The following is a 25,497-nucleotide window of genomic DNA, read 5'->3' as shown; positions in this document are numbered from 1 at the left end:
GTCTGGTAGCTCGTCGGGCTCATAACCCGAAGGTCGCAAGTTCAAATCTTGCCCCCGCAACCAAATTATTTTTGTGAAATAAGGAAAGATATTTTCGCTATGCGAAAAATCATTGGTCCGGTAGTTCAGTTGGTTAGAATGCCTGCCTGTCACGCAGGAGGTCGCGGGTTCGAGTCCCGTCCGGACCGCCATACATAACTTAGAAAAATGATGACCTTAGGGAGTTTCCCCTAAGGTCATTTTTTCGTCTAGGATGAGTACGTTAGCTACATCCAACTCCAGTATTCTACGACTATATTTATAAATGGTGTCCAAGAGTGTTCACAAGTAAAGGCATTCCACCTTTATATTAAAAGTGAACATTCATTCCGGAAAAAATATCAAGCCTATTTATCTCTAGCGCCACCGAAGTGTAATGGTTAAATGGCAGCAGTCTAAAGATGTTACTTGAGATTGGAATTCTAATCTCAACCCATCAGGATTAAATTGTACATTTACATTTGAGGTTATTCCTAATGAATGAATTAATCGTTCAACCTCTTCGTAGTCTGATGCTTGCGCAGCATACATCAATTCAGTATCAAATTCTTTTGAATCAGCAAGTTTATCAAGAACTGTACTGGCGTCCTCCATGAGTTTTTTGGTTTCGTTTGCTGATTGATACAGAAGATTAGGGTCAACAGGTGGCATCTGTCTGTAGTTTGGATAGTATCCAGGATGATATACAGGTGGATGGTAGTAACTCGGGTGATAGAAATAGTACATGAGAGAAAATCCTCCTTCTTAAATATATAATTATTATATATTCATAAAAACTTGTATCAGTTACGTGTCTCCTCTTTAGGTACATGCTTTTTATATGTGAATGACTAAGGCTTTCTGTGTAGGAAATAATCATCATGGTTAAATTATGAATGAAGGGTTGAATCGGTGCACTAAAAGGTAGCTACATTTTTTAACTTCACTTATTTTCTGCTATGATGATAATATAGCTACTATAATCGATGTATAGAGAGGTCTGGGTTATGAATGAATTTGAGTTTATTAAAAGCATTCAACAGAGGAATTATAAAAGGTCTGGTTTACGAAAAGGAATAGGGGATGATGCAGCTGTATTTCGGCAATCCTATCAAGATACAGTAACCGCAGTAGATACATTTGTTGAGAATATCCATTTTTCACGTAAAACAATGGAACCCTTTCATATTGGTTATCGGGTACTTGCTGCCAACATAAGTGACATGGCTGCAATGGGATGTGATCCAGCCTACTATTTAATATCCATTGTCATTCCAAAAGAATGGACAGAACAAGAGTTACATGAAATTTATCAAGGGATGAATGATATAGCGAACCAATATAAGCTAGACTTGATTGGTGGAGATACTGTCTCTGGTAGTCAATTAGTTATTAGTGTGACCATTATAGGCTTTGTAGACCAAAATAAAGCTAGATACAGAAGTGATGCTGTTGACGGTGATGTTATTTTTGTTACTGGTACATTAGGAGATGCTGCAGCGGGCTTTCACTTACTATCAGAAGGTAACAACAATGATATGGATAAATACAATTATTTCATTCAAAGACATCGGATGCCAACGCCACGAATCGCTTTTTCGAATGCTCTAAAAGAATTAAATAGAGTTGCATTGAATGATATTAGTGATGGAATTGCAAATGAAGCTAATGAAATTGCGGAAGCTTCTCATGTTACAATGAATATTCACTATGATCGTATTCCTATCCATCAATCTCTCAAAGATTTTTCTGCAGAACAGCAAAGGGCATGGTCTTTGTCTGGTGGAGAGGATTTTGAGTTAATCGGAACGGTTTCAGAAAAGGATTGGCCCTACGTATTAGAAATCGCCGCATCAACTAATACAAAAGTTACGAGCATTGGATATGTCACAAATCATCAAAACTTAAATGGCCATACGATACTAATCGAGAATGGCATAGGAAAACAATTGAATAAATCTGGTTATACACATTTGAAATAGGTGAAAAATAATGAAAAAGTATGAAGTTACTACATATACATCGGAAGAAACAATGAAACTTGCTGAGAAACTTGCTTTACTAGTAAGGCCTGGAGCTGTTATTACCTTAGAGGGTGACTTAGGTGCTGGAAAAACGACATTTACGAAAGGACTTGGAATAAGCCTTGGCGTCACTAGAACGATTAATAGTCCTACGTTTACGATTGTAAAGGAGTATATGGGAGAACTGCCCTTATATCATATGGACGTATATCGTCTAGAGGACAGTGATGAAGATATAGGATTTGACGAGTATTTTAATGGTCCAGGTATTACCGTTGTAGAGTGGGCATCTTTTATTGAGGAATTCTTACCTGAAGAAAGACTAGATGTTGAAATAAAGGTAAAAGATGAGCATGCACGTTCCATTACGTTTTATCCTAAAGGGAGTTATTATGAAAACATTTGTAAGGAGTTAGCACGATGAACGTTTTGGCGATTGATACATCAAATCAAACAATGGGTGTTGCTATTGTAAAGGATGATAAGTTAGCAGCAGAATATAGTTCGAATGTGAAAAAGAACCACTCCGTACGATTAATGCCGGCAATCAACCAACTAATGAGTGACGTTGGATTACAACCCAATGAGCTAGACAAAATTGTTGTGGCAAAAGGACCGGGATCATACACCGGGGTGAGAATTGGGCTTTCGACAGCAAAGACCATGGCATGGTCATTAGGCATCCCAATTGTCGGTATATCTAGTCTGGAGATTACTGCACAACAAGGAGTGATGTACCCGCACCAGATTTGTTCTTTCTTTGATGCGCGAAGGGGACTTGTTTATGCCGGATTATACAAGGGTAGTACAATTGATGGTTTACAACACATTCGAGACGAAGCAAATATTTTATTTAAAGATTGGCTGGAGTCGTTAGCAGAGGAAGGAAAGCCAACTGTTTTTCTTAGTCAGGATATAACGATTCATGAGAGCCTCATTCGCGATTATATGGGAGACCTAGCAATTATCCCTGAATACCTTTTTCATTACCCGCGCCCTGGAGTACTTGCAATTGCAGGAATGAACAAAAATCCTGATGAGACACATACACTAACACCAAATTATTTACGACTTGCTGAAGCAGAATCGAAGTGGTTGGAACAACAGGGGAATAAGCAATAATGACGGTACAAATTCGACAAATGACGTTAAAAGATATTAATCAAGTGTTAACTATTGAACAATCTTCCTTTGGAGTTCCGTGGTCAAAAGAAGTATTCTTTAAAGAATTAACGGAAAACCCTTATTCCATTTATTTTGTTATAGAGGAAGATGGAAGAATATTTGGATATTGTGGGATGTGGTTGGTCATTGATGAGGCGCAAATTACAAATATTGCGTTATTGCCTGAATATCGGGGAAGGAAATTTGGAAAAGCATTGTTTCAATATGTTTTGAATCAGGCGATAGCTCTCGGTGCAGCTAGGCTTTCATTAGAGGTACGTGTTTCGAATGTAGTAGCACAAAATTTATATCGTCAATTCGGACTTATACCTGGTGGAATTCGCAAAAATTATTATACTGATAATAACGAGGATGCATTAGTAATGTGGGTGAACTTATGAAAAATTCAACAGAGTACATATTAGGAATCGAAACAAGCTGTGATGAGACTGCTGCTGCAATTGTAAAAGATGGGAAAGAGATTGTTGCAAATGTAGTGGCATCGCAAATTGAAAGTCATAAGCGTTTTGGCGGGGTTGTACCAGAAATAGCTTCTAGACATCATACAGAACAAATAACCCTTGTGTTAGAAGAAACGTTACATAAAGCAAAGATGACAATGGAACAAATAGATGCCATTGCAGTAACAGAAGGACCTGGACTTGTTGGAGCATTATTAGTTGGAGTTAGTTCAGCTAAAGCACTTGCGTTTGCAAATCAAAAACCAATAATCGGCGTACATCATATTGCAGGGCATATTTATGCCAACCGATTACAAGAGGAATTTGAATTTCCATTGCTTGCATTAGTCGTTTCAGGTGGCCATACGGAATTAATCTTGATGAAAGAGCACGGTTCATTCGAAGTTATCGGGGAAACAAGGGATGATGCTGCAGGGGAAGCCTATGACAAAGTAGCTAGAACGTTAAAGCTCCCTTATCCTGGGGGACCATTTATTGATCAATTAGCTGAGCAGGGAGAGGAATCGATTGATTTTCCTCGTGCTTGGTTAGAGGATGAATCGTTCGATTTTAGTTTTAGTGGTTTAAAGTCAGCAGTGATAAATAAACTCCATAATGCAGAGCAACGAAATATCACATTAAAAAAAGAAGATATTGCTACTAGTTTTCAAGCTAGCGTTGTTGAAGTGTTAACAAAGAAAACACTTCTTGCAGCAAAAAAACACGAGGTGAAACAAGTGATTGTAGCCGGTGGAGTTGCCGCAAACAAGGGATTAAGAAATGAGCTTCAAAAAATATTTGAAAAGGAACAAATAGATTTGCGAATCCCTCCGCTCTCATTGTGCACGGATAACGCGGCAATGATAGCAGCAGCTGGTAGTGTTGCGTTTAATCAAGGACACCGTGCCAGCTGGGATCTCAATGCTAATCCATCGTTAAGTTTAGAAGCATACGGTTTAAGAGCTAAAGAATAGATATGTGCATAACTTTGATCTTGTTAAATCTTCCACTGTTAAACAGTGGAAGATTTTTTGTAAACAGGTCAATTTTCTACATATTTCTACACTTATCAACAATCAAAAATGAAGATTGTGGACAGAATTGTAAATTAACTGTAAATAAAGTGTTTGTGCTGAGGATAAAAATTGTGGATAAACAGCATAATTCTTGTGGATTATGTGAATAACATTGTTGAAAACTGGTATTTAAGCTACCTATATGTGGATAAACCTGTGAATTAGTGGGATAACTTTTTCATTTTTACTAGGTTGAAAGCATCTGTGCATAAATCGACAAAAAAAGAATAGTGAGCATCATCCCACTATTCTTGCAGTTCTTCCCATTCTTCCATTAACGTTTCTATTAATAGATTATATTCTTCATTTTGTTCCGTTAATTCAAGCGTCTTTTCATGATCTTGATATATGTCAGGATCGCATAATAAATCTTCATTCTCTTCAATATTTTTTTCCATTTTTTCTATTTCTTTCTCAATCTCTGAAATGCGTCGTTCTCTTTTCCGTTGCTCTTTTTTATAAGCTTTCTCTTGTTCGAACGATGATTTAGCCTCTGTTGGCTGGTTTGTTTCCTTGTTTTCTTGTAGAGTCAGCTGTTCTAATTCATACGCTTCTTGCTTTTTTTCAACATAATAATCATAGTCACCTAAATATACAGTTGATTCATCTGGTTGCATTTCAATAATTTGCGTCGCGATTTTGTTTATGAAGTATCTGTCATGAGAAACAAATAGAATCGTACCAGGGAAGTCAATCAGGGCTGATTCTAGAACCTCTTTGCTGTCTAGGTCTAAATGGTTGGTAGGTTCGTCTAAAATCAGTAAGTTTGATTTTTCCATCATTAACTTTGCTAAAGCTAATCTAGCTTTTTCTCCACCACTGAGCGCAGTTACGGGCTTCAACACATCGTCGCCTGAAAATAAAAAGTTTCCTAATACTGTTCGTATATCTTTTTCATTCATCGTTGGGTAGTCGTCCCAAAGCTCATGCAGAACGGTTTTGTTTGAGTTAATCCGGGTTTGTTCTTGATCGTAATATCCTATTTGTACATTAGATCCTAGCTGTATTGTTCCGTTACTTGGTTTGAAATCTCCGATAATTGTTTTTAATAACGTTGTTTTTCCAACACCGTTCGGACCAACAAGAGCAATACTGTCACCACGTGAGACGTCAAACGTAAGATTAGAAAATATCGAATCATCGCCATCCTCGTATTGGAAAGAGAGGTCTTTTACCTTTAAGACATCATTCCCACTTCTTCTATTTATATCAAATGAAAATTTAGCAGATGCTTCTTCACCGGCAGGGCGGTCCATCTTATCCATTTTTTCTAATTGTTTTCTGCGACTTTGTGCACGCTTTGTTGTAGAAGCACGAACAATGTTTTTTTGAATAAAGTCTTCCATCTTTTTAATTTCCGCTTGCTGCTTTTCAAATTGCTTCATTTCTCGTTCATAATTGGCAGCCTTTTGTTCTAAATACTTACTGTAATTACCATGAAATTTTGTGGATTTGTTTCGTTCAATTTCATAAACTAGGTTAATTGTTTTGTCTAAGAAATATCTGTCGTGTGAAACAATGACAACAGCACCTTTGTAATTATTTAAATATCCCTCCAGCCATGTTAATGTTTCGATATCTAAATGGTTGGTCGGTTCATCCAAAATTAAGACATCAGGCTTTGAAAGGAGCAGTTTTCCTAATGCAAGGCGGGTTTTTTGTCCTCCGCTTAATTCATTTATCGACGTATGAAGGTCATAGTCCTGAAAGTGTAATCCGTTTAAAACTGCTTTTATTTCTGCTTCATATTGGTACCCGCCTTGTGTTCGAAAAGCTTGTTGTTTTGCATCATAATCAGATAATAGTTGCTGATAAGCATCACTATTATTTATTAAGTCAGGATCGCCCATACGTCGTTCCATTTTTCTTAGCTCGTCTTCTTTTTTCACTAAATGGCTAAAAACGTGCAGCATTTCGTTCCAGATTGTCTGCTGTGATTCTAAGCCAGTATTTTGAGCTAAATAGCCTACAGTAGCATCCTTTGGTTTATGAATGGTGCCTTCATCATACGAGAGCTGATTCGCCATTATTTTTAGTAACGTTGACTTACCAGCACCATTCCTACCTACAATCCCTATTCGATCGTTTGTTTGAATTTCTATTTTAATATTCGATAATATAAGTTCAGCGCCATAGCGTTTTGTCAGATTATTTACCTGCATTAAAATCATCATGTTCACCTCAATGAATTAAGTGTATCTTACTAGTCTTTGAAGTAGCAAGCATTAATAGGTAGTAGAATTTTCTACTTTATTTCGATAAAATAAAGTTAGTGAAGTAATTCACGACTTTACATGTGTTTTTTTGTTAAAATAAGTTTAAAGTATGATTACGTTATCAGAGGTATCAACATTCACTTACCATTATAGATGAAGAAGGACATATTACTAGAGGTATATATTCTCAAACGTAAGGGGAAGTTTAAATGACTGATCAAAATAAAATACCACAAGCAACAGCAAAAAGGCTGCCGCTTTATTATCGATTTCTTAATAACCTGCATATTCAAGGAAAACTTAGAGTTTCATCAAAAGAGTTGAGTGATGCAGTGAAAGTAGACTCGGCTACAATCCGCAGAGATTTTTCTTATTTTGGAGCTTTGGGTAAAAAGGGATATGGCTATAATGTCGAATATTTATTGGGTTTTTTCCGTAAAACCCTCGACCAGGATGAAACCACACGCGTGGCATTAATAGGGGTTGGAAACTTAGGAACGGCTTTTTTGCACTATAATTTTACAAAAAATAATAATACTAAGATTGAAATGGCGTTCGATAAAGACCCAAATAAAATTGGGGGAGAAATTGGTGGCGTTCCAATTTACGATATTGATGAACTCGAACGGAAAATGGATCGAATTAGCGCAGCTATTTTAACAGTTCCTGTATCTGAAGCACAAGGCATAACCGACCGTTTAGTAACATCCGGGGTAAAGGGTGTTTTAAATTTCACTCCTGCAAGGATTACTGTTCCAGAAGGAGTTCGTGTTCATCATATTGACCTTGCAGTTGAGCTGCAATCTCTTGTTTATTTTATGAAGCATTATCCACTTGATATAGATGACGAGTAACCCTATTTGATAAAAGTCTTGCAATATTATAAAAAAGCTGACGATGCATGGAATCAATGCCATGTTTCGTCAGCTTTCACTAATCTTTCTTAGATTTTCTAACCTTCAAGTGTAAATTAAACAATCGTATGGAAACAACGAAGTCGAGCGTTGCAAAAAAAGCAAGTAGGATTGTTATAAAATTCCAAATTGTTTCTTCTGCGGATTGAATTGCAATATATGTAAATAAAACTCCCATACCAAAGTATAAGGAAGCCATAAACAGCGGTGAAGTCCTCATTTATGATTAGCCTCCAATAATAATCATTTGTATTTTTTCAAATTCTTCTAGCATTTTTTCAAGCTCTTCTGGATCAAGATGATATTGCCCCAATACCGCTAAACTATTGATCATCATGTGTGCAATAATAGGAACAATAATTCGTTTTGTTTGTACGTATAGAAAAGCAAAGACTATCCCAACAGCTGTATAAGTAAGAATATGTGGCAGGTCATTATGAATCAGCGCAAAAATAAATGCAGATGACAATGCTGCAAGTATAAAGTTCGTTCGTTTATAAATACTACCAAAAATTATTTTTCTGAAAATGATTTCTTCCAATATTGGTGCAATGACAGTAATGACTAAAATAAATATTGGTGCAGCTCTTGCTACCTTCATAAGCTCCATCGTGTTTTCCGAACCAGGTTTTATATTTAACACATGTGTTTCGAACATAATAGAAGCAAATTGTGCAAAGTAGGCAAGAAAAAAACCAATAATGCACCATAATATAATGGACCCTATACCTGGTCCTCTTTCCATGCCTTGTTTCATTTCGTCCCGTAATAAGTAAAGGATGAAGAATAATCCGATTGTTAAACTTATAACGAGCCAGCCAACTACTAAAGCGGTTGGGTCTACATCTATGAATCCTATAAAAGGTATGACAATAGCACCGGATAACTGTGCAGCTAAGTAAATGAAAATAATATACCAATATCTCTTTGGCAACGTACAACGACTCCTTTTGGAATAATACGTGAATCTCCTGTTTCATTGTACGTATTTTAACACAATTATAGAATAGAATTAAAATAGTTCGTCCAAAATTCGAACGATTCTTTTAAAGTCAAAAATTGTCGAAAAAAAATTAACTTCATTACTTGCAAATTTTATATCAATTAATTATTATTATAATTGTGTTAGCACTCTTTGATGGTGAGTGCTAACAAAGAATAAACCATTCGAAAATAACAAGGAGGGTTTTAACATGCTAAAACCACTAGGTGATCGCGTCATTATTGAACTTGTAGCTCAAGAAGAAAAAACTGCAAGCGGAATCGTTTTACCTGACTCTGCAAAGGAGAAGCCGCAAGAGGGCAAGGTAATTGCAGTGGGTTCTGGTAGAGTTACTGACAATGGAGAAAAAATTGCTCCTGAAGTAGCTGAAGGAAATACAATTATTTTCTCTAAGTTCGCAGGTACGGAAGTGAAGTATGAAGGCAAAGAATACTTAATTCTTCGCGAAAGTGACATTTTAGCTGTTATTGGTTAATCGTCAACTAGATTAAGCGGAGGTAAAATAAATTTTATATCATAGGTAAAATTGATGAAGGAGGTCTTTTAAATGGCTAAAGAAATTAAGTTTAGTGAAGACGCTCGCCGTTCAATGCTTCGTGGTGTAGATACACTAGCAAACGCGGTGAAAGTGACATTAGGTCCTAAAGGTCGTAATGTAGTATTAGATAAGAAATATGGTTCACCACTTATTACAAATGATGGTGTTACAATTGCTAAAGAAATCGAATTAGAAGATCATTTTGAAAATATGGGTGCGCAATTAGTATCAGAAGTTGCTTCCCAAACAAATGATGTTGCTGGTGATGGTACGACTACAGCAACTGTACTTGCTCAAGCGATGATTCAAGAAGGCTTGAAAAACGTAGCTTCTGGTGCTAACCCAGTCGGTGTACGTCGTGGTATTGAAAAAGCTGTTGAAGTTGCTACAGCAGAATTACGTAAAATCTCTAAACCGATTGAAAGTAAAGAATCGATTGCCCAAGTTGCTGCTATCTCCTCTGGTGATGATGAAGTAGGTCAATTGATCGCTGAAGCAATGGAGCGCGTTGGTAACGATGGTGTTATCACGATTGAGGAATCTAAAGGATTTAACACAGAGCTAGAAGTAGTAGAAGGTATGCAATTTGATCGTGGTTACGCTTCTCCATACATGGTTACTGACCAAGATAAAATGGAAGCTGAACTAGAAGATCCATACATTTTAATCACAGATAAGAAAATTAATAATATTCAAGAAGTACTTCCTGTATTAGAGCAAGTAGTGCAACAAGGCAAGCCACTTCTTTTAATTGCTGAAGATGTAGAAGGCGAAGCACTTGCAACACTTGTTGTAAACAAGCTTCGTGGTACATTTAATGCAGTGGCAGTTAAAGCTCCTGGATTCGGTGACCGTCGTAAAGCAATGCTAGAAGATATTGCTACTTTAACTGGTGCGGAAGTAATCACAGAAGATCTTGGTCTAGATCTTAAAAACACAGGTATCGAGCAATTAGGCCGTGCTTCTAAAGTTGTTGTAACGAAGGAGCATACAACAATTGTTGAAGGTTCTGGAGATCCAGAACAAATTTCTTCTCGTGTTGCACAAATCCGTGCACAAGCAGAAGAAACTACTTCTGAATTCGATAAAGAAAAATTACAAGAGCGCCTTGCTAAACTTTCTGGCGGTGTGGCAGTAGTTAAAGTTGGTGCTGCTACTGAAACAGAATTGAAAGAACGTAAACTTCGTATTGAAGATGCGTTAAACTCAACACGTGCTGCTGTCCAAGAAGGTATCGTTTCTGGTGGTGGTACAGCGCTAATAAATGTGTACAGTAAAGTAAAAGAACTAGACCTAGTAGGTGATGAAGCTACTGGTGCTAGCATCGTACTTCGTGCATTAGAAGAACCAGTTCGTCAAATTGCTCACAACGCTGGACTAGAAGGTTCTATTATCGTAGAACGTCTAAAAGGTGAAGCGGTTGGTGTTGGTTTCAATGCTGCTACTGGTGATTGGGTAAATATGATTGACGCTGGTATCGTTGACCCAACAAAAGTAACTCGCTCTGCTCTACAAAATGCAGCATCTGTTGCAGCGATGTTCTTAACTACTGAAGCAGTAGTAGCTGACCTGCCTGAAGAAGATGGCGGCGGTGCGCCTGACATGTCCGGAATGGGTGGCATGGGCGGAATGGGCGGCATGATGTAAGTTTAGGAAGCGGAAAGGGCTCGCCAGGCGCGACACGCATAAGCAGAGCGCCGCAAATGACCTGATCTTTGGTCATTGGAGGTGAACTGCTTATGACGCGAGCGACTAGCCCTTGTAGCTAGACTGCCGCTCAAACCCTTGATATATAAGGACTTTGAAGTAACTTGCTAACAAAATGCTAACATTAGTAAAGAAATAGGGGCTTCTCATAGTTGAACAAACTAGTGAGAAGCCTCTTTTGTATTTTTAGGTCAATTGCTGATACTTATGTCTGATTTAGTAGTGTTGAATCAGAGTTGGCCACACTTTATCACCAACTTGCAATAAAGTTCTGGAAATTCAAAGAGTTATGAGTTCAATATTGAGATCGGAGTAATATCTATATGCCCACTACTAGCTTAGGGAAAATTAGAAATCCTAAAACCAATGATGGTTGACAAGGTTAGTATTTTATGATATTTATTAGACAACCTCAGTATTTTATGATATTTATTAGACAACCTCAGAATTCCTCTCACTTACCTTTATATATAATCTGACATATCCAAAATCCCTATAAAATAAGTTGCAAGTATCTCTGGCCTTCTTAACATCCTTTCTATCTTTTTTTGAAAAAGCTTCCTAGCAAACAAACCTGAAAGAGGTGATATATCTAATATATTTTATTTATGTACTGTCGTCGGTTGTGGTGTGTTTTGTTTCTGGTATAAAGTTTTTATCATTACAGGCGAGAAGACCCCATCTTCAAGGAGTGAGAAGGGCGCTATCCCAATGAGTAGGGTGGGGATGAATCCGCCTTCGGACAAGGAATAGCTTTAGCTATCTCAATTGTCCGACTGTTACGGGGTTAGCCTAATCAAAGCCGACTGTCGGGTTGGTGTTCTTAGGAATCTCCCACTTCAAACAGACCGTAAGGTCGTTAAGTGGCGGGAGGGTTCAATTAAAAAGGAGGTGGATTAATATTGGGTCATGATATTACAGGACATAATATAAACGGAAAAGAAATTGCTTATGCACAATTCAGTATGGGAAACTATAATGCTACTATACTGTATAGTTTGCTCGATGCAGATAAATATAATGCAGGAGTCAGCGGGTCAGGTGACACTACTACTTTTTCTGTACAACAAATGGACAAGGCTTTGGATGTATTTAAAAAATTATGCAATAACGGCGATTCCACCCTGTTAAAAAATGAATCTTTAAGTTGGGATGAAAAACAAATTCTGAACTTTCTCTTAAACTGTTCAGCAACAGCACAAGAAGAAGGGAATGTAACAGTGTGCTTTGGCTAAAGTTTTGCTCTTTACAAATTTCTTCAATATCTCTTCTGTGAAAATACTGCAAATGATTACTCCTCAGACTATATAAAAGAATAAAATACCACTCCTGGCAAAACGATGACTGGAAGTAATACATGATATAATAAAATAAAAATAATAAATACTTCATTTTAGTCAAGAAAGTTTTGCCTTTTTTATGAGCTTTCAAATGAATAATAAAGTAATCACTAATAGATTGGAGGCGTATATTTATGAAATGGTCTGAAGTACGTCAGCATTTTCCAAATCGATGTGTCTTAGTCGAAGCATTGCAATCAAAAACAGTAGATAATGAAAGAGTTATTGAAGAAATGTCAGTAATTGATGATTTTGAGAGTGGAAATGCAGCATGGAAAGTGTATAAAAAATTACAAGCTGAAAATCAAAATCGTGAATTATATATATTTCATACGAATAATGAAGAAATAAGGGTGATTGAGCAACCATATATAGGAGTGAGAAGAGGAATATGAAATTTGACATGGATGATCACTTGCCCCTTGTTTCTGTTGAGATTGAGTATAGCGGTAGGAAAAAAATATTTGGTAATGTCTTGTTAGATACTGGCTGTTCATCAACTATATTAGATACAGATTTATGTGAAGAGATTGGTTTATTGCTCGATTTAGAAAATGCTATAACACGTAAGATGTATGGTATAGGTGGGACTGAAATCATTATTGAACAAAAAGTGAGTGGTATGATAATAGACAAGTTTCGACTAAATAATTTCACCCTACAACTTGGTGATGTTAGGGAAAAGCATGGATTTGATGGGATTATTGGGAGTGATTTTTTCTCTTCAAATAAATTGATTATTGATTTTAAAAATCTAGAAGTTAGTAAAGGGTAAAATATAGAATACGAAAACAAATGCTTCATTCTTTTGTTTTCAATCATCACTAAAGAAAGCTAACATTTTGCTAACGCAATCTCATGAAAAACGGTAAACAAACGTTAAAGATGTTACAGCTAATAATATCCAAAACGTTGATTCACCGCATTTTTTGCACCTCTCGTTAACGATATTACACTCTCACAGCTTAGGGGCGGCATGATGTAATTTAAAAAAGTGGAACAGGCTTGTTCAGATGCGCACGCATAAGCAAAACCGCGTAAAGTCCCTGAACTTGGGACTTGGAGAGGGATTGCTTATGACGGAAGCATCTAGCCTGTGGAACTAGATTGCCGCTCAAACCCTTGATATATAAGGATTTTTAAGTGATTTTCTAACAAAATGCTAACATTAGGTATATAAAAGAGGCTTCTCATTAGTTGATTAAACTTTTGAGAAGCCTTTTTCTTTTGCTGACGTTTAAGGTGATGCGTATTCATATTAATAGTAATCACTTAATGATCTACAATCTACCTTTATTTATAATTGCTACTTCTAGTTAAATTCTGGGAAATGGCTAATCTACTTACCATTTCAGTTTTAGTTGGCCTTTAAATACAACCATTAAAATGTATCCCTAATGATGATTTTAAATATAGTCAATTTTACCTAAATTGCACAGACTATAGAGTAACTCTTTTATTAAGGAGTAGACTTATACTGCTGCAACAGCGAATTTAAAGTTATTTTTTAAAATGTAATCTTTTAGTTTGAATTTTTTGAATTTAACAATGAATTTCGTAAAAAAAGAGGATATGCTTTAAAAGTACCTTGTAAAAAATACATGGTACTTTCTTTTTAAAAATCTCTGTTCTTAACAAAGTTGGTTATTCCTTTGCAAACAAAATGTGCCGCAAAATGCAGCGCGATTTCAAATAAACTTTCATATGCAAGTGCAAAATATGATTTTGCGATAGGTTACGGAACTCGTTATCAAACTAGATTAGTATTCTTTCGTTTTAATTCATGGAATACTCTTCGAATTTTTCTTTCGGAATTGTTACGAACCTGGATAACGCGACTTCTTGATATGCATAAAGTTGAAGCTAATTCATTAATTGGAATTGATTCTTTTTTCAAACCATAAAACTCGTCCAAGATAAACAATTCCCTCTCTGATAACCTATCTAAAAGTAGAGGACGTAAGGCTTTGTAAATGCCTATAAAACGTATAAATTTTTCTGATTTCCTGTGTTTTAGTATTTTATAGTAAGACCTTCGTGCACCCCAGCTTGGGACAGCAATCATTTCCTTAAAGAAAGTTATGTTATCATCATTTAATTCATCTTTATTTTCCATTAATATGTCTCCTTTATTGAGTCTTGTCATTCAAATTAACATTACTAACGTTCTGTAGGTCTATACAAATGGTCTAGAAACTTGAATCACTAATATCTCCAACCAATCTTAGTAGGTCTCAATCAATTAAAAAACATCTACAAAAGACTTTTCGCCTATAACTTCATCTTTACTAACAAAGGAACTGTAACGTTTTCTAGTTATAATTTCCTTCTGTTCTTTTTACATTAATCTATTATATAGTAAAATCTGGCTGATGGTAGTGATATATGCTACATATTAGTTATTTTTGTGCTTAAGCGTATGAACTTGCGGTTGCTTACATTAACCGTCATTTGTACTAAACCATGGTTTAGTACATAATTAGGGTGAAATAGTATGTAATGTTAATAAAAAGAGGTCTTTCATTAGTTGACTAATAAACTTTTGAGAAGCCTCTTTTTTCTTCTCTATGGTTACAAACAAATTTAAGATTACTTTAGCCTTTAAGTATGAAGGAACTTACTTTTGTACTTCTGTGTATCAGCATCATGACTAATACAACAACACATATAGAGTGTTGTTTACTACTAACATACGTGGGTTAATAAATGATAAAACAGAGAGTAAAGAGCCTTAGATTAAATAGGCTTTTTATTTCAAATCTCGTCTAATTGGAATAAACTATTCGAAAGCTTCATCAATTTAAACGTAATGCTATCTCTCGTAATGTTTATTTCCATTAGATTAATATTGTTAAATAAGGACATTCTTGGCTAAACTAGAGTTAAAGATTTTATTGATTGGAGTAGCCTAATGGATATTCAAGAACAGCTCAGGTCTGCTTTAAAAGAGATTGATAGACTAAAAAAAGAAAATATACAATTAAAAAAGGATCTCTATAAAGCACAAGGTCGTCATAAATCTTATAATCGAACATCTAATATAAAGAAAACAGAGACTGATTTCACTCCTAAAGAAAAATCTGCCATTTCACTTTTTATGAACCTGTTTCGAGGGAGAACTGATGTATTTGCTAAAAGGTGGGAATCGAGTACTACAGGTAAATCTGGATATTCACCTGCATGTGGAAACGAGTGGGATAAAGAGCTTTGTAGAAAACCTAAGATTAAATGCCAGGATTGCTCTCATCGATTATTTCATACCTTAACTCCTCAAATTATTTACGAGCATTTAAGTGGCAATAAAACTGTAGGAATATATCCGTTACTCGAAGACAATACGTGTTATTTTCTGGCGGTGGATTTTGATAAAAAACAATGGCAAGATGATGTACGTGCATTTATTGAAACCTCGAAAAACTTAGGGTTGCCATATCACATTGAACGTTCACGCTCAGGAGAAGGTGCTCATATTTGGTTCTTTTTTGAAAAGGCAATAAATGCTTCGCTAGCTAGAAAATTTGGTAGTATTTTATTATCCAAAACAAGTGAAAAACGCTTTGAAGTTGGAATGGATTCCTTTGATAGAATGTTTCCGAACCAAGATCAATTACCTAAAGGTGGTTTTGGCAATTTAATAGCTCTTCCATTACAGAAACAAGCAAAAATCAAGGGGAATAGTGTATTTGTAAATGATTCATTTCAGGAATACGCTGATCAATGGCATTATTTATCCTCTATAGAAAAGGTATCTGAAAGAAACATCTTACAAATTGTAAAAAACTTCTCTGACGAAGAGAGTCCTATTATGGTAAAAGAGAAAGCTGAGAATAGTAATTTACCAAAAGAAGTTACCATTGAATTAAATCAGGGTATTCAAATTCCAAAGAGTTTATTACCTAGTAAGATACTAAATGAATTACAAAAACTTGCGACATTTGGAAATCCAGAGTTTTTTAAAGCGCAAGCAAAGCGTTTTTCTACTCATCGAATTCCTAGAATGATTGATTGTACACAGGTGAATGACGATATGCTTATATTCCCAAGAGGTCTAATAGAAAAAGTGGAGGAAATTTTCTTCAAATATAAAATATCACTTAAAATACTAAACAATCAATTCGAAGGAAAGTCTATCGATGTTAAATTTTATGGTCAACTTACTATTCAACAAGAGGATGCTGTAACTTCTATGGGTAAACATGACAATGGAGTATTAGCAGCAGATACTGGTTTTGGAAAAACAGTGACAGCTGCAGCATTAATTAGTAGAAATGAAATCAATACACTGATAATTGTGCATCGAACACAGTTAGTTGAACAATGGAAAGAGCGTTTATCCACTTTTTTAAACATCCCAGTAAAAGAAATTGGTCAAATTGGTGGTGGGAAAAATAAACCAAGCCTTCACATAGATATAGCTACGATTCAATCGCTTAATCGTAACGGTTCAATAAAACCTGAGTTACATCATTACGGGCAAATTATCGTGGATGAATGTCATCATATCTCAGCTGTCAGCTTTGAAAAGGTATTAAAAGCTGTTCGAGCAAAAAAAGTGTATGGTTTAACAGCTACCCCAGTTAGGAAAGATGGTTTGCACCCGATAATATTTATGCAGTGTGGACCTATAAGGTATAAAACGAATAAAAAACAGCAAGCAAATATTCGACCGTTTAAACAAACCCTTGTAAAAAGAGAAACAATAATGAAAACGAATGAAACTGATATACAAGCTATATATTCTTTGTTATCTACTAATAAAAAACGAAACGAAATGATTTTTAATGATGTTTTACAAGCTCTAGATGAAAAACGATCTCCTATAGTATTAACGGAACGTTTAGACCATGTAAATGAGCTTTATGAGCTTTTCAAGGGATTTGCTAAAAATATTATTACTTTAACAGGAGCTATGAAGAAAAAAGACCGGCAACAAAAGATACAAGAGTTAATTAAATTGCCTGATAGTGAGGAGAGATTGTTAATTGCAACAGGTAAATATGTTGGAGAAGGGTTTGATGATTCTAGATTGGATACACTCTTTCTAACAATGCCAATCTCTTGGAAAGGAACATTACAACAGTATGTAGGACGGCTTCATCGTGATCATAGTGGTAAAGATGAAGTAAAAGTGTTTGATTATGTAGATTCGAATGTGGAGGTTTTACAGAAAATGTTTGAAAAGCGGTTACAGGGATATAAAAATATTGGTTACAGTCTATATGGTGAAAACAAAGAGAAAAGCCAACAAATTCAGTTGTTCTAGTAGTTTGAAATAAATAAAGCCATATAAAGAATTTACTAAAAGACCCTCCTATTTCTTCTTGTTACCATTCTAAAAATTAGCTGAACTTTTGCAATAAAAGCTGTTTTTTAAAAGATTTCAGATTAAAATGAAATTAGGAAATGGATAAGATCAAATTAGAAATATTTTTATCAAGTATTTCGATGGTATTCTCAGTTTAAGTATATGTTTCTATGGGAGAGGTGAAGCGAGTGTTCGAACATATCGATCAAAAGAAGGAATATCTAGATGCCAATCGACCGTTACCTAAATATACAGTAAAAAGCTTACGTGAAAAGTTATTTCTCGAGTGGACATATAATACAAATGCAATTGAAGGAAACACGTTAACTATTAACGAAACGAAGGTAGTTCTAGAAGGGATTACCGTTGGTGGTAAAACTCTACGTGAACACTTGGAGGTTATTAACCACCGGGATGCCATAACATATGTCGAAGAGATTGTACAAAAGGCTGAACCTATGTCTGAGTGGCAAATTAAGAATCTACACCGACTCGTACTAAAAGGAATTGATGATGAATATGCAGGTGTATATCGGGACCAGCAAGTATTTATTTCTGGTGCTAAACATATACCTCCGGATCCCTTCCTTATAAAAGAAGAAATGGAGCAGTTGATGGCATGGTATGAACAAGCAGAAACGAAAAAGTTGCATCCAATTGCGCGTGGAGCTATGCTACATGCCATTTTTGTTGGGATTCACCCTTTTATTGATGGAAATGGTCGGACATCACGTTTGTTATTAAATTTAGAGCTCATGAAAGATGGTTTCCCGCCAATTGTTATTAAAGTGGAAAATCGTTTAGCTTATTATGAAGCATTAGATAAAGCACATACACAAAAAGAGTATGATGACTTTATTAAGTTAGTCGCGGACGAAGTAGAAGATTCATTAAACTTATATTTAAGTACAATAAATTAACTTGCTTAGTTAATATCAAGTAGAGTAGCAAGTCTTAAGATAGACACCCAACATCAATTTTTCCTGAGATGCTAACATTTTGCTAACGCAATCCAGTAAAAAACAATAAATCCCCGTTAAAGATGTTACAGTAAGAATTTAACAAAACCTTGATATAACGCACTGTTCGAACATAACGTGTAAGATATTACACAATCTCACCATAGGGTGGCATGATGTGATAGCCTCCGAAACCCTTGATAAATAAACATCTTTGAGCATCTAACATAGTGTAGAATTTTTAGAGGCTTCTCATTAGTTATGTCACTTTTGAGAAGCTTCTTTTTTATTGTTTGTATTTATGGGTTAATTGGATGTTATAATTTCTAGTTATTTGGTAATAAAGCATATAAAACCATAGTTTTGAGAATCAAAAAGGTTATAAAAAATTGATCGAATTTCAATATAATCAGTCTTCTGCAAACGATCCTGGTTAACTCTTGTATTACGTAGTAGACTTATACTGCTGCGCAACAAAGATCCATTTTTAGAGCCCTTTTGTTAAGGAATTCACTTATATATCGGCATAGCTTAAAAAGAGAATAAAAATAGAGGATGCAGCACATACTTCATCCTCCTGGGTTTGCCCCCAACGTTCCTATGCAGGTTAAGGGATACAACTACTACGGAGCTTTTTATGACCAAGCCTCTTTTAAAAGATTTACACCTAACTGGATTTCCTCACACGTAAGATTACTAAACCCAAGTTTAATAATTGGATCATCAGAATGATTTTTTATGGAATAAATGGAGGTAGGATACACCTTAATACCAAAATAGGAAGCGTGTTCAATTAGCCATTCCTCTGAACGTTTTAGATGTATCTTAACTAATAAGTACAAACCAGATTGCTCCCCAATAATAGATATATTTTGTTTGAATTGTTTTTTTAATTCTGAAACTAAGCATTGCATTTTTCGTTTATAAACAAGACGCATTCGTTTAATATGGCGAATCCATTCTCCATCTTCCATAAATTTAGCCATTGTAAGCTGGCTAAGAAGTGAAGTGGTACTCTCGAAATGAAGAAATTGATTTTTATAACGGTTTAAAAGTTTTTGTGGCAATACCATATAACTTAAACGGATTCCTGGAAGAAAGGACTTTGAGAAATTCCCTAAGTAAATGACTCTTGTTGAATCAATGGAAGCAAGTGCTGGAAATGGTTGTTGAGTATAGCGAAATTCACTATCATAATCATCTTCGATAATAAAACCATCCTTCTTGTTAGCCCAATGAATTAGCATTTGCCTTTGTTGGATAGACATGCTTACACCGATTGGACTTTGATGGGAGGGTGTTACATAGATTAACCTTGGAGTCATTTGTTCTAATTTTGAAAAATCAGTACCTGATTCATAAACTGGTAAAGTTTCAAGCGTGAAATTATGAAATTTAAAAGCCTCCCTTGCTCCATCATAACCTGGGTCCTCTACAATAATGCTACTGAAATTATCCTTTAGGATTTGTCCGAGATAAACTAACATTTGTTGGGTACTACTGCCTATTATAATTGCATTTGGATCTGTTTTTACTCCACGAGATTGTAATAAGTACTTAGAGATTTGTTCACGCAAGCACAGTTCACCAAAGGGTTCCCCGTATCGATAACTCTCCTTTAATGTTAAAACTTGGTTTGCTATTCTTCTCCAAATTTTCAGGGGAAAATTGGTTTGATCTACGGCTCCTGCTCGGAAGTCAATTAGGGCTGGTGTCACAGAGTTTGTTTGCTTTTTATTAGGAAGAACTGAGGCATTTTGAAATAAAAGTGGATCTAATTCATTTACGAAATACCCTTTTCGACCTTCTCCACGGATATAACCTTCAGCAACAAGCTGCTCATAAGCCATTAACGTCGTATTTCGGCTTACTTGAAGGGAGTCTGCAAGTTGGCGAATGGATGGTAGTGGGTCACCAGCTGGTACGTCGCCACTCTCTATAAATAATTTAAACTGCTCATAGATTTGTTTGTATTTGGGCGAGTCATCTTTTAATGCAAAAATGGCATTTTTCATTTGTAATCACCTCTGACATATTCTTTTATTAATAATTGTACCTTTTTAAATGTCAGTTTGCATAATAGAATAACTCATATAAATCCTAAATCTTAAAATTTCAGATAGCCACATTAAAGGCTTTATCAAGGAGGAGCTAAATCGTGTATATACCAAAACATTTTCAACTTAATGATGAAGAAATGATTTATGATTTTATCGAAAAGTATAGCTTTGCCACTTTATTTTCTCAGCACAATGGAGAACCATACGCTACCCATCTTCCACTCACATTAAATAAAGATGAAAGTGCTTTATATGGTCATTTTGCCCGTCCCAACGGACAATGGAAGGATGTAGAAAGCCAACAAGTTCTTGTGGTTTTCCAAGGTCCTCACTGTTATATATCTCCATCTTGGTATGAAACAACAATGGCAGTCCCAACTTGGAATTATGTGTCTATCCATTTATATGGAAATATGGAGATTCTTGAGGATCAGAAAGTCATATTCGATGCTCTAAATGATATGGTAAGCAAATATGAAAGTCCAAATAGCTCATACAATTTAAAGGAAATTGATTCCACATTTATTGAAGGAATGAATAAAGGGATTGTAGCATTTAAAATAAAAATAACAAAAATTGAAGCGAAAGCTAAATTAAGTCAAAATCACCCAGTCGAACGACAACAGTTAGTGATAAAACAGCTTGAAAACTCTTCTGAACAAAACAATATAGAAATAGCATCTCTCATGAAAAATAACCTCAAATAGTTTAGGTAAGATAATTTTTAACTAAAGGAAGTATTGGGTAGATGACAACATTTATTTTATTTGTTTGAAAAGAAAAAAGATGAACATAAGTTTGTAAAAAAGACCAATAGGAGAAATTATTGATAGATAAAGGAGCGAGAACTTCAAATGTCTATAAAATTAAAGGAGTGCAACCTTGAAGATCTACAGATACTCCAAGATTTAAGTATTGAAACATTTACCGAAACATTTAAAGATCAGAATACACCTGGAAATATGAATGCCTATTTAGAAAGAGCATTTAATTTAAATCAGTTAAAAAAGGAATTGTCCAATGTCTCATCACAATTCTTTTTCGTTTATGTTCATAATGAAGCCGCTGGCTATTTAAAGGTCAATATCAATGATGCTCAGTCTGAAGAGATGGGAAATGAATCACTTGAAATCGAGAGGATTTATATAAAGAACCAGTTTCAAAAACACGGGCTTGGTAAATATCTGTTAAATAAGGTTATTGAAATTGCGATGGAGCGTAATAAAAAGAAAATCTGGCTAGGTGTTTGGGAAAAAAATGAAAATGCCATTAACTTTTATAAGAAAATGGGGTTTGTTCAAACTGGAACCCACTCTTTTTATATGGGTGATGAAGAACAAACGGACTTTGTGATGTTCAAAACACTCATATAACTATTGGAAAGGTAGATTATTATGTACTTTTTCCATTTTAAATTTACAGATGAAAAAACGACTTACGACATTATGAAAGAACTTATTTTAAAGAAGAACAACTAACAATAAAATACTTAGTACACAATAGGAGGTGTGGCGGTTGGTAGCATCATATTTAATACATTATATTGGGTGCTTGTCTTTTTAAGAGTAAGTACATCAGGATTCGCCTCTCAAGCACATGGTGCCAATAATCATCTTGAATTACTGTACTCCCTATTAAGACCGATTGTTTTTGCAACGATCATCGGTATATTCTTTCTCCTGTTTCAAGAACCAATTAAATGGATAGCCTTAAAGGTCATAAACCAAACTTCTGGAGTAGCTGATCAAGCTGGATTATATTATGATATTCGAATTTGGGGTGCTCCCTTTGCTCTCATGGTTTTTTCTAATACAATGGACTCGTCTGCATGACCGATATAAAGTAAACACAATTACACCATTCTATCTGCGAGTACCACTCCACCCATATAGAGTGTAAACACCCTTCATTATTTTAGTAAGATAAAGCTATTTCATAAAAAAGCATTGGTAATTTCCGTTCGCGGGATTTCCAATGCTTTTCTTTTTACCTAAAACCTATTTTGAGTGAATATCAAAAAATATAAAAAAGAATATAAACGTCGGTTTACAAAAAAAAACCAATATGGTATATTAAAAACATTAAATACGTTAAATAAAAATTTAACAAAATTAATACGAAGGCTAATTGGGTAGATATAAACAGTCTGGGGTTGGACGTGAGTTAGGCAAAACCGGATTGGAAGAATACACAGAAAGTAAACATATATCGGTATCTCAAGCCTGAGAATAAATTTTATATAAAAAACTAGCAAACTATTAACTGGTTTCAATAGTTGAAGGAGGATTTTTAATGAATGCTACTCATATTGTTTTAGTCACTGCATTCAATTTTCAACATCTAAGGAGGTCTGGAAGATGAATAAAACATATGACTACGTTATTATTGGTGGCGGTAGTGCGGGTTCTGTACTCGGCGATCGTCTTAGTGAAGATGGGAAACGAAGTGTGCTTGTTTTGGAGGCAGGACGTAAGGATTTTTCATGGGACCTATTGATCCAAATGCCAGCAGCTTTGCCTTTTCCAGCAGGGAAACCATTATACGACTGGAGATACGAATCTGACCCTGAACCTTATATGAATGGACGACGAATCAAGCACGCTCGTGGAAAGGTGCTCGGAGGTTCGGGCTCAATCAACGGTATGATTTTCCAACGTGGTAATCCACTGGACTATGAACGTTGGGGAGCTGACCCAGGTATGGAAACGTGGGATTTTGCACACTGTCTGCCATATTTCAAACGCATGGAAAATGCTTTAGCCGCGGATCCAGAGGATGAGCTTCGTGGCCACGATGGTCCTCTCAAATTGGAACGCGGACCAGCTACTAATCCTTTATTCCAAGCCTTCTTTGACTCAGCTGTCGAGGCTGGATACACGCGAATCCCTGATGTGAACGGTTTTCGACAAGAAGGATTTGCACCGTTTGATAAGCATGTATATAAAGGTAGGCGGTTTGGACCTTCACGTGCATATCTGCATCCAGCTATGAAGCGCCAGAACCTCACTGTGAAGACTCGTGCTTTTGTTACGAGTATCGATTTCAATGGTACCCGAGCAAGCGGCGTGACATATCAACGAGATGGGAAAACTCATCAGGTCACTGCAGGGGAAGTTATCCTCGCTGGTGGTGCAATCAATACGCCGCAGCTACTTCAACTGTCAGGCGTGGGCGATGCTGAGCACTTGCGCTCCATTGGTATCAAACCAGTAGTTGATCTTCCAGGTGTAGGAGAAAACCTTCAGGATCATCTCGAAGCTTACATCCAATACGCTTGTCCGCTACCGGTTTCTGAGCAGCCTAACTTAAATAAAGCGAAGATGCCTTGGATCGGTTTGCAGTGGTTGCTTGGACGCAAAGGTCCAGCAGCAACCAACCATTTTGAAGGCGGAGGCTTTGTTCGTTCGAATGAGGAAGTGGATTATCCAAATTTGATGTTCCATTTCCTTCCAGTAGCGGTACGGTACGATGGAAAAAAAGCGGACACTGATCACGGATTCCAGGTACACGTCGGACCTATGTACTCTGATGCACGAGGGTCATTAAAGATTCGTTCAAAAGATCCTAAAGAGCATCCGAGCATGGTCTACAATTATCTTTCGACTGAACAGGACCGACGTGAGTGGATTGAAGCGGTGAAAATTTCACGTGAAATTATGTCTCAGCCAGCTATGGCACCCTACAATTCAGGAGAAATCGCACCTGGTCCTTCCGTTCAAACAGACGAGGAGATTTTGGATTGGGTGGCGAAAGATGCCGAGACTGCGCTTCATCCGTCGTGCACGGCAAAAATGGGACCAGCTTCAGACCCTATGTCTGTCGTAGATCCGCAAACCATGAAGGTGCATGGGCTCGACAATGTACGAGTGGTCGATGCGTCTGCCATGCCTTACGTTACTAACGGTAATATTCATGCGCCGGTATTGATGTTGGCGGAAAAGGCAGCGGACTTAATCCTTGGACGTAACCCACTGGAGCCTATTCATGCCGACTTTTACCGTCATGGAGTACATCCAGCTGACGCAGGCACAATAAAAGCTAAGGCAAAATAATACTTTCCATGAGAAGGACTTTTTCAAAATGTAGTTGCGCTCAAAGCATACATTTTATGAAAGAGTGCCTTCTCTTTTTTTGGTTGTATAAAGGATGTTTTCTAAAAGATTGTTGCTTTTAATAAAAGCTTAAAAACTATATGCATAACAAAAGATAAATATGCAGTATAAGATTAATGCGACATACAGTGAAATTAAAATGAGTGCTGGGATATCGCATCGGCAGAACACTTCGCTTTCCGCGGGCACGTGCTGTTCCCGCAGGACAAGGAAGGCTTCGGCAGCGTTACATCACACGAAGAAAATTGATCTTTATTTTCGAGTAGTCTACGTGAATTTCCTACGCTGTTAGTGGATTTATATATTCATGTAATTCATCGAGGAAATGAGCAGAAACTAGACGAAAAGCTGACATTCGTGTAATTCACAAGGAGGCTCACCAGCCGCCCGCGGAAAGCGAAGTGTATTTCCGAAGCGGTAGGTTATGTCGCATTATGTGTCAACTATGTAGTAAATATCAATAAAGAATACGTAAAGAGGATAAATACAAAAGAAGCTAGTCTCTCTAAAATGGACCCTGTAGAATAGACAGTTTAAAAAAAGAGGCTTGTCCTTGAACTTTTTACTGACTCTGTTTTGCAGGGTCTTTTTTTTGTTATA

Annotated in this window: 23 protein-coding genes and 1 tRNA gene; 18 read left to right on the top strand and 6 right to left on the bottom strand. The window is 36.2% G+C overall.

Translation table 11 applies throughout. The features are described from left to right. Positions 1–114: 114 nt before the first annotated feature. Positions 115–191 (top strand) — tRNA-Asp (locus JOC48_RS20380). A 205-nt stretch (positions 192–396) separates the two neighbouring features. Here JOC48_RS20380 and JOC48_RS20375 read toward each other — a convergent pair. Continuing rightward, on the bottom strand, positions 397–765 hold the full coding sequence (locus JOC48_RS20375; protein WP_204502260.1) for a YuzC family spore coat inner layer protein: 369 nt from the start codon (positions 763–765) through the stop codon (positions 397–399). A 260-nt stretch (positions 766–1,025) separates the two neighbouring features. Between JOC48_RS20375 and thiL the strand changes: the two genes are divergently transcribed. Genes thiL through tsaD form a run of 5 tightly spaced genes read left to right on the top strand, consistent with a single transcriptional unit; the run spans position 1,026 to position 4,641 of the window. Next, positions 1,026–2,000, top strand: coding sequence for a thiamine-phosphate kinase (gene thiL, locus JOC48_RS20370; protein ID WP_204502259.1), 975 nt, complete (start codon positions 1,026–1,028; stop codon positions 1,998–2,000). Positions 2,001–2,010: 10 nt separating this feature from the next. Continuing rightward, entirely contained in the window at positions 2,011–2,466 is a 456-nt protein-coding gene (gene tsaE, locus JOC48_RS20365) for a tRNA (adenosine(37)-N6)-threonylcarbamoyltransferase complex ATPase subunit type 1 TsaE (RefSeq protein WP_204502258.1), read from the top strand. Next, positions 2,463–3,164 carry a tRNA (adenosine(37)-N6)-threonylcarbamoyltransferase complex dimerization subunit type 1 TsaB gene (gene tsaB, locus JOC48_RS20360; protein ID WP_204502257.1) on the top strand — a complete coding sequence of 234 codons (702 nt, stop codon included), beginning with the start codon at positions 2,463–2,465 and terminating at the stop codon, positions 3,162–3,164. Before tsaE ends, tsaB begins: the two co-directional genes overlap by 4 nt. Beyond that, on the top strand, positions 3,164–3,607 hold the full coding sequence (gene rimI, locus JOC48_RS20355) for a ribosomal protein S18-alanine N-acetyltransferase (protein ID WP_204502256.1): 444 nt from the start codon (positions 3,164–3,166) through the stop codon (positions 3,605–3,607). The genes tsaB and rimI overlap by 1 nt, the downstream gene beginning before the upstream one ends. Continuing rightward, the gene (tsaD, locus tag JOC48_RS20350) at positions 3,604–4,641 is read left to right on the top strand and encodes a tRNA (adenosine(37)-N6)-threonylcarbamoyltransferase complex transferase subunit TsaD (RefSeq protein ID WP_204502255.1); all 1,038 of its coding nucleotides are present in this window, start codon (positions 3,604–3,606) and stop codon (positions 4,639–4,641) included. The genes rimI and tsaD overlap by 4 nt, the downstream gene beginning before the upstream one ends. A 347-nt stretch (positions 4,642–4,988) precedes the next feature. Here tsaD and JOC48_RS20345 read toward each other — a convergent pair whose 3' ends face one another. Beyond that, positions 4,989–6,914: an ABC-F family ATP-binding cassette domain-containing protein gene (locus tag JOC48_RS20345; protein ID WP_204502254.1), complete on the bottom strand. Its 1,926-nt coding sequence runs from the start codon at positions 6,912–6,914 to the stop codon at positions 4,989–4,991. Between the two features lie 254 nt (positions 6,915–7,168). Between JOC48_RS20345 and JOC48_RS20340 the strand changes: the two genes are divergently transcribed. Then, positions 7,169–7,813, top strand: coding sequence for a redox-sensing transcriptional repressor Rex (locus JOC48_RS20340; RefSeq protein WP_204502253.1), 645 nt, complete (start codon positions 7,169–7,171; stop codon positions 7,811–7,813). A gap of 79 nt (positions 7,814–7,892) precedes the next feature. Here JOC48_RS20340 and JOC48_RS20335 read toward each other — a convergent pair whose 3' ends face one another. After that, on the bottom strand, positions 7,893–8,093 hold the full coding sequence (locus JOC48_RS20335; RefSeq protein WP_204502252.1) for a YdiK family protein: 201 nt from the start codon (positions 8,091–8,093) through the stop codon (positions 7,893–7,895). Between the two features lie 6 nt (positions 8,094–8,099). Beyond that, positions 8,100–8,807, bottom strand: coding sequence for a CPBP family intramembrane glutamic endopeptidase (locus JOC48_RS20330; protein WP_204502251.1), 708 nt, complete (start codon positions 8,805–8,807; stop codon positions 8,100–8,102). Between the two features lie 259 nt (positions 8,808–9,066). Between JOC48_RS20330 and groES the strand changes: the two genes are divergently transcribed. The 5 genes from groES to JOC48_RS20305 all read left to right on the top strand — a co-directional run bounded on the left by groES (position 9,067) and on the right by JOC48_RS20305 (position 13,236). Then, the gene (groES, locus tag JOC48_RS20325) at positions 9,067–9,351 is read left to right on the top strand and encodes a co-chaperone GroES (protein ID WP_204502250.1); all 285 of its coding nucleotides are present in this window, start codon (positions 9,067–9,069) and stop codon (positions 9,349–9,351) included. Between the two features lie 72 nt (positions 9,352–9,423). Then, entirely contained in the window at positions 9,424–11,061 is a 1,638-nt protein-coding gene (gene groL, locus JOC48_RS20320) for a chaperonin GroEL (RefSeq protein WP_204502249.1), read from the top strand. 962 nt (positions 11,062–12,023) lie between these two features. Further along, positions 12,024–12,356, top strand: coding sequence for a hypothetical protein (locus JOC48_RS20315; RefSeq protein WP_204502248.1), 333 nt, complete (start codon positions 12,024–12,026; stop codon positions 12,354–12,356). 239 nt (positions 12,357–12,595) lie between these two features. Continuing rightward, a complete protein-coding gene (locus JOC48_RS20310) occupies positions 12,596–12,856 on the top strand; it encodes a hypothetical protein (RefSeq protein ID WP_204502247.1) in 261 nt (86 codons plus the stop codon). Further along, positions 12,853–13,236, top strand: a complete 384-nt coding sequence (locus JOC48_RS20305; RefSeq protein WP_204502246.1) for a retropepsin-like aspartic protease — start codon at positions 12,853–12,855, stop codon at positions 13,234–13,236. The genes JOC48_RS20310 and JOC48_RS20305 overlap by 4 nt, the downstream gene beginning before the upstream one ends. 975 nt (positions 13,237–14,211) lie before the next feature. On the opposite strand, the gene JOC48_RS20300 is transcribed toward JOC48_RS20305, so the two are convergent. Continuing rightward, positions 14,212–14,577: a hypothetical protein gene (locus JOC48_RS20300; protein WP_204502245.1), complete on the bottom strand. Its 366-nt coding sequence runs from the start codon at positions 14,575–14,577 to the stop codon at positions 14,212–14,214. A gap of 795 nt (positions 14,578–15,372) precedes the next feature. On the opposite strand from JOC48_RS20300, the gene JOC48_RS20295 reads away from it, so the two are divergent. Both JOC48_RS20295 and JOC48_RS20290 read left to right on the top strand, forming a co-directional pair. After that, entirely contained in the window at positions 15,373–17,724 is a 2,352-nt protein-coding gene (locus JOC48_RS20295; RefSeq protein ID WP_204502244.1) for a TOTE conflict system archaeo-eukaryotic primase domain-containing protein, read from the top strand. A 230-nt stretch (positions 17,725–17,954) separates the two neighbouring features. Next, positions 17,955–18,686 carry a Fic family protein gene (locus tag JOC48_RS20290; protein ID WP_204502243.1) on the top strand — a complete coding sequence of 244 codons (732 nt, stop codon included), beginning with the start codon at positions 17,955–17,957 and terminating at the stop codon, positions 18,684–18,686. 674 nt (positions 18,687–19,360) lie between these two features. Here JOC48_RS20290 and pdxR read toward each other — a convergent pair. Beyond that, positions 19,361–20,740, bottom strand: a complete 1,380-nt coding sequence (gene pdxR, locus JOC48_RS20285; RefSeq protein WP_204502242.1) for a MocR-like pyridoxine biosynthesis transcription factor PdxR — start codon at positions 20,738–20,740, stop codon at positions 19,361–19,363. A 143-nt stretch (positions 20,741–20,883) separates the two neighbouring features. Here pdxR and JOC48_RS20280 point away from each other — a divergent pair, with 143 nt between their 5' ends. From JOC48_RS20280 to betA, 4 genes are all read left to right on the top strand, one after another. After that, a complete protein-coding gene (locus tag JOC48_RS20280; RefSeq protein WP_204502241.1) occupies positions 20,884–21,492 on the top strand; it encodes an FMN-binding negative transcriptional regulator in 609 nt (202 codons plus the stop codon). A 147-nt stretch (positions 21,493–21,639) separates the two neighbouring features. Further along, positions 21,640–22,158: a spermidine/spermine N(1)-acetyltransferase gene (gene paiA, locus JOC48_RS20275; protein WP_204502240.1), complete on the top strand. Its 519-nt coding sequence runs from the start codon at positions 21,640–21,642 to the stop codon at positions 22,156–22,158. A gap of 135 nt (positions 22,159–22,293) precedes the next feature. Next, a complete protein-coding gene (locus JOC48_RS20270; RefSeq protein ID WP_204502239.1) occupies positions 22,294–22,617 on the top strand; it encodes an MATE family efflux transporter in 324 nt (107 codons plus the stop codon). Between the two features lie 525 nt (positions 22,618–23,142). Continuing rightward, positions 23,143–24,837 carry a choline dehydrogenase gene (gene betA, locus JOC48_RS20265; protein WP_204502238.1) on the top strand — a complete coding sequence of 565 codons (1,695 nt, stop codon included), beginning with the start codon at positions 23,143–23,145 and terminating at the stop codon, positions 24,835–24,837. The last annotated feature ends 660 nt before the right edge of the window (positions 24,838–25,497 follow it).

The organism is Aquibacillus albus (genome assembly GCF_016908325.1).
GTDB lineage: Bacteria > Bacillota > Bacilli > Bacillales > Amphibacillaceae > Aquibacillus_A > Aquibacillus_A albus.
This window is presented reverse-complemented; position numbering and strand designations above follow the sequence as displayed.

Coding starts and splice junctions, on each gene's coding strand:
- JOC48_RS20375 (WP_204502260.1), bottom strand. CDS start 765: ATGTACTATTTCTATCACCCGAGTTACTACCATCCACCTGTATATCAT.
- thiL (WP_204502259.1), top strand. CDS start 1,026: ATGAATGAATTTGAGTTTATTAAAAGCATTCAACAGAGGAATTATAAA.
- tsaE (WP_204502258.1), top strand. CDS start 2,011: ATGAAAAAGTATGAAGTTACTACATATACATCGGAAGAAACAATGAAA.
- tsaB (WP_204502257.1), top strand. CDS start 2,463: ATGAACGTTTTGGCGATTGATACATCAAATCAAACAATGGGTGTTGCT.
- rimI (WP_204502256.1), top strand. CDS start 3,164: ATGACGGTACAAATTCGACAAATGACGTTAAAAGATATTAATCAAGTG.
- tsaD (WP_204502255.1), top strand. CDS start 3,604: ATGAAAAATTCAACAGAGTACATATTAGGAATCGAAACAAGCTGTGAT.
- JOC48_RS20345 (WP_204502254.1), bottom strand. CDS start 6,914: ATGATTTTAATGCAGGTAAATAATCTGACAAAACGCTATGGCGCTGAA.
- JOC48_RS20340 (WP_204502253.1), top strand. CDS start 7,169: ATGACTGATCAAAATAAAATACCACAAGCAACAGCAAAAAGGCTGCCG.
- JOC48_RS20335 (WP_204502252.1), bottom strand. CDS start 8,093: ATGAGGACTTCACCGCTGTTTATGGCTTCCTTATACTTTGGTATGGGA.
- groES (WP_204502250.1), top strand. CDS start 9,067: ATGCTAAAACCACTAGGTGATCGCGTCATTATTGAACTTGTAGCTCAA.
- groL (WP_204502249.1), top strand. CDS start 9,424: ATGGCTAAAGAAATTAAGTTTAGTGAAGACGCTCGCCGTTCAATGCTT.
- JOC48_RS20310 (WP_204502247.1), top strand. CDS start 12,596: ATGAAATGGTCTGAAGTACGTCAGCATTTTCCAAATCGATGTGTCTTA.
- JOC48_RS20305 (WP_204502246.1), top strand. CDS start 12,853: ATGAAATTTGACATGGATGATCACTTGCCCCTTGTTTCTGTTGAGATT.
- JOC48_RS20300 (WP_204502245.1), bottom strand. CDS start 14,577: ATGGAAAATAAAGATGAATTAAATGATGATAACATAACTTTCTTTAAG.
- JOC48_RS20295 (WP_204502244.1), top strand. CDS start 15,373: ATGGATATTCAAGAACAGCTCAGGTCTGCTTTAAAAGAGATTGATAGA.
- pdxR (WP_204502242.1), bottom strand. CDS start 20,740: ATGAAAAATGCCATTTTTGCATTAAAAGATGACTCGCCCAAATACAAA.
- paiA (WP_204502240.1), top strand. CDS start 21,640: ATGTCTATAAAATTAAAGGAGTGCAACCTTGAAGATCTACAGATACTC.
- betA (WP_204502238.1), top strand. CDS start 23,143: ATGAATAAAACATATGACTACGTTATTATTGGTGGCGGTAGTGCGGGT.